General features: G+C 42.7%; 12 protein-coding genes. 2 read left to right on the top strand and 10 right to left on the bottom strand.

The window, feature by feature from the left end; translation table 11 throughout:
- Positions 1–5 precede the first annotated feature (5 nt).
- The 6 genes from AB8P51_RS14000 to AB8P51_RS13975 all read right to left on the bottom strand — a co-directional run bounded on the left by AB8P51_RS14000 (position 6) and on the right by AB8P51_RS13975 (position 7,692).
- On the bottom strand, positions 6–1,268 hold the full coding sequence (locus tag AB8P51_RS14000; protein WP_369749479.1) for a dihydroorotase family protein: 1,263 nt from the start codon (positions 1,266–1,268) through the stop codon (positions 6–8).
- A complete protein-coding gene (locus AB8P51_RS13995; protein ID WP_369749478.1) occupies positions 1,265–3,184 on the bottom strand; it encodes a BatA domain-containing protein in 1,920 nt (639 codons plus the stop codon). The genes AB8P51_RS14000 and AB8P51_RS13995 overlap by 4 nt, the downstream gene beginning before the upstream one ends.
- A gap of 89 nt (positions 3,185–3,273) precedes the next feature.
- Positions 3,274–4,284 carry a glycosyltransferase family 2 protein gene (locus AB8P51_RS13990; RefSeq protein ID WP_369749477.1) on the bottom strand — a complete coding sequence of 337 codons (1,011 nt, stop codon included), beginning with the start codon at positions 4,282–4,284 and terminating at the stop codon, positions 3,274–3,276.
- An 86-nt stretch (positions 4,285–4,370) separates the two neighbouring features.
- Complete coding sequence (locus tag AB8P51_RS13985) at positions 4,371–5,057, bottom strand: SGNH/GDSL hydrolase family protein (RefSeq protein ID WP_369749476.1); 687 nt, start codon at positions 5,055–5,057, stop codon at positions 4,371–4,373.
- A gap of 109 nt (positions 5,058–5,166) precedes the next feature.
- Entirely contained in the window at positions 5,167–6,027 is an 861-nt protein-coding gene (locus tag AB8P51_RS13980) for a hypothetical protein (RefSeq protein WP_369749475.1), read from the bottom strand.
- A 177-nt stretch (positions 6,028–6,204) separates the two neighbouring features.
- Positions 6,205–7,692, bottom strand: a complete 1,488-nt coding sequence (locus tag AB8P51_RS13975; RefSeq protein ID WP_369749474.1) for a S10 family peptidase — start codon at positions 7,690–7,692, stop codon at positions 6,205–6,207.
- A 131-nt stretch (positions 7,693–7,823) separates the two neighbouring features.
- Here AB8P51_RS13975 and AB8P51_RS13970 point away from each other — a divergent pair, with 131 nt between their 5' ends.
- Positions 7,824–8,957 (top strand): Gfo/Idh/MocA family protein, encoded by a 1,134-nt coding sequence (locus tag AB8P51_RS13970; RefSeq protein WP_369749473.1) that lies wholly within the window; start codon positions 7,824–7,826, stop codon positions 8,955–8,957.
- A 12-nt stretch (positions 8,958–8,969) separates the two neighbouring features.
- Here AB8P51_RS13970 and AB8P51_RS13965 read toward each other — a convergent pair whose 3' ends face one another.
- The 4 genes from AB8P51_RS13965 to AB8P51_RS13950 all read right to left on the bottom strand — a co-directional run bounded on the left by AB8P51_RS13965 (position 8,970) and on the right by AB8P51_RS13950 (position 11,630).
- Positions 8,970–9,335: a hypothetical protein gene (locus AB8P51_RS13965; RefSeq protein WP_369749471.1), complete on the bottom strand. Its 366-nt coding sequence runs from the start codon at positions 9,333–9,335 to the stop codon at positions 8,970–8,972.
- A 311-nt stretch (positions 9,336–9,646) separates the two neighbouring features.
- The gene (locus AB8P51_RS13960; RefSeq protein WP_369749646.1) at positions 9,647–10,405 is read right to left on the bottom strand and encodes a TIGR02757 family protein; all 759 of its coding nucleotides are present in this window, start codon (positions 10,403–10,405) and stop codon (positions 9,647–9,649) included.
- 17 nt (positions 10,406–10,422) lie between these two features.
- Positions 10,423–10,968 (bottom strand): lysostaphin resistance A-like protein, encoded by a 546-nt coding sequence (locus AB8P51_RS13955; RefSeq protein ID WP_369749470.1) that lies wholly within the window; start codon positions 10,966–10,968, stop codon positions 10,423–10,425.
- Positions 10,965–11,630 carry an ABC transporter ATP-binding protein gene (locus tag AB8P51_RS13950; protein WP_369749469.1) on the bottom strand — a complete coding sequence of 222 codons (666 nt, stop codon included), beginning with the start codon at positions 11,628–11,630 and terminating at the stop codon, positions 10,965–10,967. The genes AB8P51_RS13955 and AB8P51_RS13950 overlap by 4 nt, the downstream gene beginning before the upstream one ends.
- 246 nt (positions 11,631–11,876) lie before the next feature.
- Here AB8P51_RS13950 and folE point away from each other — a divergent pair, with 246 nt between their 5' ends.
- Positions 11,877–12,476 carry a GTP cyclohydrolase I FolE gene (folE, locus tag AB8P51_RS13945; RefSeq protein WP_369749468.1) on the top strand — a complete coding sequence of 200 codons (600 nt, stop codon included), beginning with the start codon at positions 11,877–11,879 and terminating at the stop codon, positions 12,474–12,476.
- Positions 12,477–12,547 lie beyond the last annotated feature (71 nt).

Raw genomic sequence — 12,547 nt, 5'->3', positions numbered from 1 at the left:
TGTTCTTAGTCGGGATTTACAAAGAACTGATCGTCAATTACAGTCCCATATACACAACCTTTGCCACGCTTGCCTACGTACATGCTGTTTTTGGAAGTAGATTTCAATTCCTTCTTTTCGATTTGTTGATCCCCCTCGGGATTAAAAAGGCTCAGACTGGCAACTTCACCCTCTTTTAGGGCAGCCGCCGGGATATCGAAACGATCATGTCCCTTAGTCAGCAATTGAATAGTCTGTTCCGTACCGAATATGGAATTTAGTATCCCAAAAGCAGATTCAAGCCCAAGGGAGCCGTATGCAGCCCGGTCAAATTCTATGCGTTTTTCCTCAATATCAATGGGCAGGTGGTCTGTGGTGATCATGTCGATTACCCCCGTTCGCAGTCCTTTCCTGAGTGCTTCCCGGTCCTTTGATGTCCTCAGTGGGGGCATAACTTTAAAATTGGTATCAAACTCTTCCAGAACTTCATCTGTAAAAAACAGATTGTGAAGCGCAACACTGCAGCTCACATTGAGACCTTTCTTCTTCGCATTGGCGATCAGGTTTACTGCTCCCGCTGTGGAAATGGTAGGGATATGCAATTTACCGCCTGTGTATTCTAGAATAAACAGGTCTCTCGAAATCTGAATTTCCTCAGCCAGTGCCGGGATTCCGCCCAGACCTAATTTGGTGGAGGTATTCCCCTCATTTACGCTGCCTTTCCCGGCGATAGAAACATCGAGGGGGAAGGAAAAGACCAGGCCGTTGAAACCCTGGGCGTATTGTAGCGCAATCTTAAGGAGATTGGAATTGGTTACCGGACTTTTAAAATCGTAAAAAGCCACGGCACCCGATTTACTCATATCGTATAATTCAGCCAGATCGATTCCTTCGCCCCCACGCGTTAAAGAGCCAATGGGGTATACCCTGGCACCCTTTTCCGCGGCTGTCTTTTTTAGAAAGATAATATCTCCGCTGGTATCCGGAACCGGATGTGTATTGGGGTTTAAAAGGATATCAGTAAACCCGCTTAGGGCAGCTACCTTAACACCATTGGAAAGGGTTTCACGCTCTTCATATCCCGGTTCGCCAAAACTAACGCTGCTATCGAGCCAGCCTCTTGACACATGGAGGTTCGGCAGGGAAACTATCCTGGTTTTTGAATCTGTTTTTACAGAGACCCCTATTTTTTCTATAATGCCATTTTTAATCCAAATATCCCTTACTTTCCCGTGTAGTCCTTTGTTGTGTTCATCGAGGATCTTGGCCGATTTAAGGAGTATGTTCATTTAAGTGCTTTTTGAATGATTACCTCAGCGAGAATGAAAAGCAGTGCTAAAATAACAAACCATTTCCAAAGGCTTGTAACTGCCCTCATACTTTCAATATCCTGAAAGACTCCTGAGATTGAATTATTTACTTTAGCTGCTGCATGAAAAGATTCATTATTCAGAAAGTTTAGCTGGCTTTCGGTCCTTTTGTGATTAAAGCTGAAAGACTTTTCTGTTTCGGCATTTTCCAACGAATAGATACCCGGTTCAGTTGGAATTTCATCGAACCATAATCGGGTTTTTTCCCCAATCAATTGCTGTCGGGGAATAAATTCCAGCTCCTCTTTCTTTAAACTCAGAATTCGATCTTCTTCCAGGACTTCAGAAATATCAACAGAATTGTTTTCTCCCAGAAGGTAATAAAGTTCGGATAGACTTCTGCTGCGGACCGCCATGGCGTACAACGTAGGAACAATTAGAGGAGAACTGGTAAAGTTGGAGTTGCCCGGATCAAGGGAGGCCGTAAAAACGTACAAATTATCCCTACTCGCCAAAAACGGTTGCTCATTGGCATACGTCAATATGCCACTCCACCGCCCGTTAAGCCTGTAGTGCTCCTGAACCTTCGGATAATCAAAATTATCTACCCGTTCTTCAAAAACATCCGAGTACAAGGGATGTGTGTAATTGATTCCAGTTATTTCGACGGGGGTTTCGTTCTTATTCCCAAAGGAAATTCCATACGAATTTAAGAGAAGATTGAATTCTGAAATATTCATGTTTACAGAGGGGATTAGAAGTAAACTCCCCCCTTGTTTAATAAATTCTCTCAGCGATTCTTTCATCGCCGGAGGTAGTCTGGGAACTTGATTGAGAATGATAAGATCCTGTTCGTTAAGAGAAGTTATGCCCTGATCCAGGGATCGTATATTTCTGAATTCGGTTAGATCATCACCGAATAATCTGTTGAGAAATACCCCTTCTGAATCCCCCACGGCCAGCACCTTGATCTTTTCCCGGGTATTGATGGTAAAATATAATTCATTGTCATATTCCAGTCCGGAATCAGATAGACTTACTACCCCCTCAATGAATTGTCTGCCTGGCAAAGAGAACACCAATTCTGAACTTTCAGAAGGACTGTAGGTCACGGCCGATTTGGCTATCAGATCGCCACGATTATAAAGTGATACCGGGGTAGAACCAAAATCGGTATTTGCGGAAATTTTTATGACCAGCTCGTTATCTGAAGCTGAGGTAGTCCTTATATAAGCCGAATCAATTGCAATATTCCGGAGTTCTTCAGACCGGATGGGCACGTAGACCAATTCCGTGTCCTCCGAAACTGTCACGGAATCACTTTCCATCGATTTTTGAAAATCTGAAATAAGGATAAGCTTTTTTAGAACGTCTTCACGCCCATTGAAAAACGTCTGCCCTTTTAGTATGATTTCCCTGAGAGTTAGCTGATTGGAAGCGTAGGGTAATTGTAGCATGGAGTTTCGTATTTCTCCAAGGGTAACTTCCCTGAATTCGGAATCATTGGTAAACAAAGAAAAGGAAACATCCTCGGGAATAGCAGTAATTAGCTCCTGTATAGCATTTTCCAGAAGGGAATTGTTGTCCTGTCTGGCCTGCATACTGAAAGAATTATCGAGGTAAATCGTTATTTCCTGTTCTTTAAAAGCGGTCGGATTTGCGACAAAAGGCTGAGCAAACGCAATGATCAAAGCCGTGAAGAGCGCCATTCGGGTAAGCAAGAGGAGCCATCTTTTAAGGGTCTGACTCTTCTGAGACTTTGCCTGGACCCGCTGCAATAATCTAACATTGGTAAAGGGGGTGGGCTTAAACCTGCGAAGTTGTAAAAGATGTATTAGGATAGGGATGAGTAGAAGCCAGAGCGACCAGAGGAGTTGCGGGTATTTAAACAGCATGTCCTGAAATCATTTAGCAAATATAATCAAAGATTTTCAGCAATCTTGTTGTGTATCTATGTTAGTTAAGAATTTTAAACGAAAAGAACTTAACAGAAAAAGAAATAGTCCGTCATCTCTGTCAATGATCTGGCGTCAAGATAGCTTCTTATCTGTTTTTGTGCTTTTGCATTGGCGACTGTGACAATGCTCTGTGGTTTTTCGGCCCAGTTCATCTTATCTTCATAAGGTCTCAGGGGCTGGCCATATATTTTCTTCCCGGTCTTTTTGGGGTTATCACAAACCCAGTAAAACTCAGTATCCTTTTCTAGAAGCAATTTAGCTACGGTTTTACCCTTCTTTCCGGCCCCCCAGAGAAGTAAGGGCCGCATCTTATCCCGGTCATGTCTCAGGAAGTAGTGAATTTTGATTTCCAGAAAGGTATTGTTAGCATAATTAGGGCTGTTACGTGAAGTGCGGGTAGAATAATCCCTCCAAAGATGTAATACTTTTTCCGAGGGAAGACACTTTAAACCCGCTTCATACATTCGAAAAGCAAGGTCGTAGTCTTCCGGATATCTGTTCTCATCAAACGCACCACATTTGTGGAGGTCCTCTTTATAAACCATCCAGCAGGGGGAGGGGATTACACATTCCTTGTATCGTTCTTTAAAGTTTGAGCCTTCACGTGTAAGCCTATTCAACCAGTTTTCATACTTTTTATATCCGTCGCTGATTCCCTTTGCCGAAAAATACCTGACCAGACCGAGGGAAATATGACCCCTGCCTGATTCCTTTAATGCCCCAAGCATTACCGATAGTTTTTCGGGGACCATAACATCATCCGAATCCATTCTGGTAACCACGGAGCCTGCTGAAGCCTGAAAAGCGGTCCTCAAGGCCATAATGATTCCCCTGCCGTTATTTTTTAATAGTTTGATTCTGGGATCCGACTTTTGATACTCTGAGATCAGGGCGGAACTAGAGTCCTGAGAATGATCATCAACCGCAATGAGTTCCCAAAAAGGATAATCCTGCGCGAGTATGGAATCAAGACACTCCCGTAAATAGGCTTCGGTATTCCTGAAAGGCATCAGGATACTTACTTTCTCATTAGTCATGGGAACTATCTTTTACAGGCAGTAGCATCTACACCAAAGGTTAACTGTTCTGATTATGAGATTTATTGATTTGATGGGTGATTTTTTCAGGGCGATTCTTCCAAAGCTCTCTTAATGGCCTTTTCTGCAAGGGGAGCCATAATTTCATATCCTTTTTTTGTGGGGTGTACCCCGTCATGTGCCAGGTCGGGATCCAATCCCTGTTCCCCATTTACCATAGCACTGAAATAATCGAGATAAATAGCTCCCTGTTTATCTGCGTATTCTTTGATCATAGCATTAAGCTTAGGTATTTTGATATCAGGTCGTAACCCAGGTCTCCAGGGATAGTCGGAGGCCGGAAGGACCGAACAGAGAATTACGGCAATGTTGTTCGCTTGTGCGAGCTCGGTCATGGATTTCAGATTCGCGAGCGTCTCATCAAGTGTCATGGGCCCTGTATTTCCCGCAATATCGTTGGTTCCTGCCAGAATGAGTACAACACCTGGTTTTAGATCGATAACATCCTGTCTGAAACGGACAAGCATCTGAGGGGTGGTTTGCCCGCCTATTCCTCTGTTGATATAGGGTTTGTCCCTAAAGAATGAAGGTTGGGTATGTAACCATCCAATCGTAATCGAATTTCCAAAGAATACAATACGGTTTTCCATTGTCATTTTCTGTGCTAATTTTTTATTGGCTTCCCTATATACATCCAGCTGAGCCCAGTCCTGAGCAATTGAACTGGCAGGTAAGAGGACCAAAAAAAATAGAAAAAAAGCTATTTTGTTCATCTGAAGCGGCGGTCTGGTTCAAAGCCAAAAGATAATAAATAGGTGGCCTATCTCCATAAAAAAACCCTGCCTTTATTCGGCAGGGTTCAGCTTTTATTAGATTGGGCTCTTATTCACAGGCAACGTCGTCGCCATTTGCATCCCAACAATGCCACATTTCATCTTCGAAATATGCCAGAGCCCGTACGCGTCCTTCATAGGTGCTTCTGTTCCATTCTATGTCAACGTCTACAAATGCCTGAAGATTGGCGTCGTATACATTTGCGTTAAAGTATGCATCGTAATACGCGTCCTGTAATCCGTATTCCAGATAACTGTTTCTAAACAGATCATCATTTTCCTGGTCGTCTAGCTCCCTTACCCAGGTGTAACGGATACTTCCGATTTCTTCGCCCGACTTTTCCCAGTCGATACGCAACATAGCATCAGGTCGTTCCGGTCCCTGATTGAGGATCCAGAATCCGCTGTTTCCATCGATAGCAGAGCTACCGGAGAACCATAAGAATTCATCGAATCCTTCTATTCCTTCTTTGGTGATATACATCTCCCATAATACAGCATCTGCAGTGAGTTGCCCGGTAAGACGTGCAGTATATTCACTGGTGAATCCGTCAACGCTATAAGTCCATTGCCAGGTATCCTCCGATATTTTTTCGGGAGTTTGTGTAAAAGCAGCCTGAAATGAGGCTACAGGAACTGCGAGTGTAGAATACAAGGCAGTGCTCCAAACACCTACTACCACCCGGGAGAAAACCCAGTTTCCATTGGGAGCTTTGTTATCGTAAACCAGATTGGCCGATTTGCCTGAGGTTCCGTCTTCTTCAAATGCTTCAAAATCAAAGGCCATCGATTCAGACGGCGGAAGATCAGGAGATAGGGACTGCTCGGGGGTGTCTGATGATTTTTCACAAGACATTGCAATAAGGGCGATCATACTAAGGATCAATCCTGTAAATTTCAATTTTTTCATGGGGTATTTTTTATCCAGATTATACGTACGCTATAACGTTCATATATTGATAAAAGTATACGCCAGAAGAGGTTTTCCAAGGAATTTAATTAGTCACAAAACCTTATGGATTCCCCGGCCACCTTTACGGTTGTTGTAGGAAGGATCCAGATCCTGAGCTAAAATGATCGAAAAGTATCAATATTTAGCACTTTTCCCATTGGCCTGGGTTTGCAGGATAAATGCCCTGATGTCTTCGTTCGCCTGCCTGAGGTCTTCTCTTCTGAGATACATCATATGGCCACTACGGTATCCCTTAAACTGAAAGCGATCCTTCATTCTTCCACTGGGATCAACCTGCCACATGGTGTATTTTGCATTGAAATAGGTGGTGGCACCATCGTAATAACCACTTTGAATAAGGACGTTTAAATAAGGGTTCTGGGCCATTGCCTGTCTGAGATTTTCCCGGGTATTATCATTATCATTATCCCATGGCCTCACAGGTCCGAACATATTATATTTCATATCGGTTTTAAAGTTGAGTTCTTCCTGCAAATAGTAATTAATGGCAGGGGTAAAGCTGTGCAGCCAGGAAGTGATTTCCGAATTATAATCAGGTCTTTCACCGGCAATTTGCCGGTCAATCCCTAAATACCGGCTATCTAATCTTCCTACAGTATATCCACGGTCTCTTAATAGCGCTTTCCAGAAGTAAGAGGTAGGAATTGAAAGGTTACGAGACAGGATTTCGTCCTTACTAAGCCCCGAATAATAAGCAACGCGTTCTGCCACCTGATTTCGTTCTGCCTCGCTGATGAATCCTCCTTTGGCTAAGGCAGGTATCAGCGTATTGATGGTATATTCTTCTGATTCGGGTAAAATATCTAATAGATCTTTACTTTGAAGAGCTGCAGGCAGTGCCTTGTGATGCCATGCGGCCGCAGTGTAATAGGGGAGGTTTAGCGCTTCACTTACCGGTCCGCCTACCCGGATGACTTTATAATCGGCCGGACTCACCATAATTACCCCGTTGAGGTACATCCACTGTTGATTCTGGAGGGCAAGGGACAGGCCCATTACTCTCGTGCCCCCGTAACTTTCCCCTACAATATATTTAGGCGATCTCCATCGATTATGCCTTGTTACAAAAGTGTTGAGCCACTCCGCCAGGTATTTGATATCTGCATTGATCCCAAAGAATTTGCTGCGGTCGACTTCCTTACCTGTTTCCGGGATGGTTCTCGAATATCCGGTATTGGCAGGGTTAACATAAACAATGTCGGTAACGTCAAGCACAGAATAGGGATTCTGACTAACCCCGTAAGGTTGAACGGGAAATCCTTCGTCATCAATATTTAGTATACGTGGTCCGGTATAGGCGAGGTGCATCCAAACGGAACCCGATCCGGGTCCTCCGTTAAAAGAGATTAGTAAGGGCCTTGATTTCCTGTCTCTTACTCCATTACGGGTATAGTAGGTGTAATGCAGTGCAGCTATCGGTTCACCCGATTCATCCCACACAGGCTGGGTGCCTGTTTCAGCAGTGTAATTAAAGCTTGTGCCGTTTACTGTAACACTGTGTTGTGTGACTACGGTGGTATCCACGGGAATTGATCTGTTTTGCGAGAAAACGCCGGGAATTACAAAAAGAACAAGCAGGGTCAGGAAAATAGAATTTTTCATCAGAAGAGATTTTAAGAGTTAAAAATAGGAAATAATGTCGACCCAATTAAACGCAACTATGTCAAATAAGAAATAGGAGTTTTTTGTACCTTAAAGCTATGTTTTATAATACTAATTAAAGCATTGATTTAATGACACATATAACGAGAAGACGTTTTAATCGCAGGCTTTCTGAAGGTTTATTGGGGACTGCTATCCTGGCACACTCACCTCTGGCATGTGCGATGGGAGCGAAGGAGAGGGAAGATCGTTCTTTGGGAATTGCCCTGGTAGGCCTGGGGAGTTACAGTACATATCAGTTGGCTCCGGCCCTGCAGGATACAAAATTCTGTCACTTAGCGGGAATTGTAACGGGCACCAAAGCAAAAGAAGGGATCTGGGCTTCCAAACACAATATCGAAGAGAAAAACATATACAATTATGAAAATTTCGATTCGATTGCCGAAAACGAAAATATTGACATTGTCTATGTGGTTCTACCGAACAGTATGCACGCCGAATTCTCTATAAGGGCTACCAAAGCGGGGAAACACGTAATCTGCGAAAAACCCATGGCAATTTCTGTGGGGGAATGTGATGAGATTATCGATGCGTGTAAAAAAGCAGGGGTAAAACTTGGTATTGGATATCGCCTGCATTCAGAGCCTTACACCCAGGAGATAAAAAAATATGTAAAGGAGAAAACCTTTGGGGAGGTAAACTACATAATGGCTGAAGCGGCTTATCGTTCCAGGGGTAATCCCGGTCAATGGCGACTCAACAAGTCACTGTCCGGGGGTGGAGCCCTTGTGAATATGGGGGTCTACAGTATTCAAAGTGCTATCTATGGCACCGGCGAAAATCCCGTAAGTGTAACAGCTCAGGAGTTCAGCACCCGCCCAGAATATTTTAAGGATACCGATGAAACCATAACTGCACAATTTGAATTTCCAGGAGGTGCTATGGGAAATATTTTTACTTCTCATAATGCCAGCGCCAACAGGTTATACGCTTCCTGTACCAATGGATGGTTCACTTTGCAACCGGCCAGCACCTATATCCCACTTGCAGGTGAGACCTCACGCGGGCCTATTCGATTTCCCAATGAATCCCAGCAAAAGTTACAGATGGACGACTTTGCAAGTCATATTCTCAATGGAACTGTAAACAGGGCACCCGGGGAAATGGGAAAGCGGGATATGATTATCGTTGAGGCCATTTATAAGTCGATCGCTGAAGGAAACAGGAAAATCAGCCTCGACCTCGGAAAGCTGGGATTGGTGTAGTGATACAATGGGTCAATATTTGTGAAGTAACCAATATTCTGCTCTTTTCTTATTGTCAAATACTTTTAAGCGGGCAGAACGGTTGGTTGCAACATCAACCAGGAAGTCTGATAAAGATTCACTTTTCCAGATTAAAGCCAGCATCACTTTGGTGCCCAAGACTTTAGCGATTTTTTCTCCCAGAAAAAAAAGTTCAATAAGGGCGATATCCTGGGCTTTGAGCGGGGTGAGGTCTACCAGCATCTTATCACACTGATACTCTTTGCAGGCTTTTAAAATCCGTTGGGGGTACTCCATGAATTCCCAGTAGTCGTAAGTTCCCTCTACGATCATCGCCAGGTAATCCTTTTTGTACTCTACTGAAAAACTACTTACCATTCCCCTTGTGTATTTTCTTTGGGTGATAGTAACTAGTTAGGTTGCTATCTAAAGATAGAAAATATATCCGTCATTTATTGAATAACAGATCATTTCTTAAAAATTATTTAACAAATGACCCTGAACACTGTCTATTTTCTATTGAAAATTAATTTATGCTGAGAAATAATCAGCATTAAAGTAGAATCCTTAACGATTTGTTTAAATATGAGAATTTTATTTACCTCGACTTAACGACACGATTAACGAGTATAGGCAGATATTTTATTAGGATTTAGAAGGAGTACTGTGAAGAAGTTGAAAACAGTGTGTTAGAATTTTTCAAATACTCCAAGGCCAAACAAGGCAAAATCATATTTTACGGGGTCTTCAGGATCGAGGTATCGCAAGCTCGTATCCAGTTCCTGTACGGCCCTGGCATCATTTTGTTTTCGGCTGAGCAAACCCAGTTTTCGGGCTACTTTTCCTGAGTGGACATCGAGCGGACAGGACAATTGAGAAGGATGAAGTGATTTCCAAAGGCCAAAATCGACTCCGGCAGCTGAATCCCTTACCATCCACCTTAGGAACATGTTAATCCTTTTTGCTGCCGATCCTCTGGAGGGATCAGATATATGTTTTTCGGTTCTTTTGGGGTGATCCGGCCCAAAAAACAATCGCTTAAATTCTGAAATGGAATTCTGTAGCGATTCGTCTTCGGCATGCATATTAAAAACAGATTCTAAGCCACCGTGCTGGGCATAGATATGTTGCAGGGCTTTTATAAAATAGGTAAGGTCTGTGCCATTAAATGTCCTGTGAACAAAATTCTGGAGGGATTTAAGGTCGTTTTTTGTGTGATCCTTTACAAATTGGTACGGAGCCTGGTCGAGCAGTTCCATCATTAGTAGCGCATTATTGATTATACTTTTTCTGTTTCCCCAGGCGATTGTGGCTGTTAGAAACCCGCTTATTTCAATATCCTCCTTTTTCATAAAACTGTGAGGAATCTGTATGGGGTCGGAAGAGAGAAATTCAGGCCTGTGGTATTCCAGGACCTTCTGATCCAGGAAATCACGGAGGTTTTCCATATTTACCTGATCATTTTTCACACCTGATCGATCAGACTTATAAGCAAGAATAAAATGCCATTATGACTCATATGCATTAAAATAGCATAGTGCAAACCCAGTTTCACCCTGAGATATCCAAGAAAAAATCCCATCAGTGCCTGAGGAGCAATAAGAAGTGGCGCCCACCATAGCAAGGAAGCTCCTTCTTCAAAATTTCCCAGATGAACCAGGCCAAAGATCAAACATGAAAGGTAAAATGCCAGGGGGAAGAACGAAGATCGTTTAAATAAAACCAGGGGGCCGCGGAAAATTACTTCTTCCAGAATTGGAGCCAGTAGCACCATCAAAGCAAATACCTGAAAATATGAATACTTGAGAAATAAGTCCTCTGTCTTGTGTTTCCCCATATCAATTTCAAGCCATTGGAATAATCCTTCCGCTATCATTACGATACCAACCCCAAGGATCAGGTTCCAGAAAATTAGGGAAACCAGGATTTTAAATCGCAAAGAGGAAGGCGCTTTTCTTAAGGGAGTGTAAGATGGTTTGAGAGTAAAGTGCCAGAGATGTTTAAGTATCATGGATTAACTATAAGTCCGTCAATCATTGTCAGTTTCCTGTCTGCCATATCCGCCAGTTCTTCATTATGTGTGACGATGACAAAGGTCTGACCGAATTCCTTTCGAAGCTGGAAGAATAGTTGATGAAGAATGTCTGCACTTTCCGAATCGAGATTACCACTTGGCTCATCTGCCAGTATCACGGAGGGGTTATTGATCAAAGCCCGGGCCACTGCTACGCGTTGTTGCTCTCCCCCGGATAGTTCACTGGGTTTGTGATGATATCGTTCTTTAAGGCCCAGAAAATCAAGTAATTCTTTTCCTCTTTCTTCAGCAAGGCGGGGATCCGTTCGTTTTATAAAGGCAGGGATACAGACATTTTCCAGAGCAGTGAACTCGGGTAGCAATTGATGGAATTGAAATATAAATCCAATGTGCTGATTTCTGAAAACCGCCATTTCTTTATCGTTGAGTTGGGTTACCGCGGTTCCATTGATCTCAAGCTTGCTGTCTGCTTTATTCGACTGGTGATCAAGGGTTCCGAGTATCTGCAGCAGAGTAGTTTTTCCGGCCCCGGATGCCCCAACTATTGAGACGACCTCACCTTTTTTAATGTGCAGATCTACTCCCTTTAAGACCTGTAATTTACCGTAGAATTTCTGAAGATTTTTTGCGGAGATCATCCCGTTTATTTTGAAGTTCGAAAGTACACATTAGCCAGTTCACTACAAAATACAGGAATAGCGTTTTGGAGATGCGATTTATTAAGGTTGTTTTCTATATTCACTTTACCTTAGTAAGACCATGCTATGCTAATTATACGTTAAAGTTTAAAAGAGGTATGAGAATTCATTAATTTTGTTTAAGTTTAATTAATAAATAATAAACATTTTACGGGTTGAGTCGACCAACCTTATATTTAATTGCATATGGCACCATATCAGAATCTTGAAGAATACAACCTGAACATTACCAATGAGGTTAAGGAACGTTACGAAAAAATTATAGATGAAATAGGGGAGGATGTCAATCGTGAAGGGCTGGTCAAGACTCCTGAAAGAGCAGCCAAAGCCATGTTATTTCTTACGCAGGGTTACAAGCAGGATGCCGTTAAAATCCTGAAAAGTGCCATGTTTGCAGAGGATTATGACGAAATGGTCATTATTAAAGATATTGAAGTTTATTCCCTTTGCGAGCATCATATGTTACCCTTTTATGGCAAGGCTCATATAGCTTATATTCCTAACGGCCAAATCGTAGGCTTGAGTAAAATTCCTAGGGTAGTAGATGTGTTTGCACGCAGGTTGCAGGTTCAGGAGCGATTAACTCACGACATCCTTGAATGCATCAATAAGACTTTAAAGCCCAAGGGAGCCGCAGTTGTTATTGAGGCTTCACATATGTGTATGATGATGAGAGGGGTGCAGAAGCAAAATTCTGTAACCACAACTTCTGGATTCCGGGGGCAGTTTGAGAAAATTGAGACACGGAATGAATTTCTAAAACTCATCAGTTCCCGACTTTCATAGGACATTTTTTTACAGAATTGTTATTCTGCATTAATTCATGCAGAACAAGCCACAGGATTTCTTTATTTTTA

Source organism: Muriicola sp. SD30 (assembly GCF_041205185.1).
Taxonomy (GTDB): domain Bacteria; phylum Bacteroidota; class Bacteroidia; order Flavobacteriales; family Flavobacteriaceae; genus Muriicola.
The sequence above is the reverse complement of the archived record's forward strand: the minus strand, read 5'-3'. Positions and strand labels throughout refer to the sequence as shown.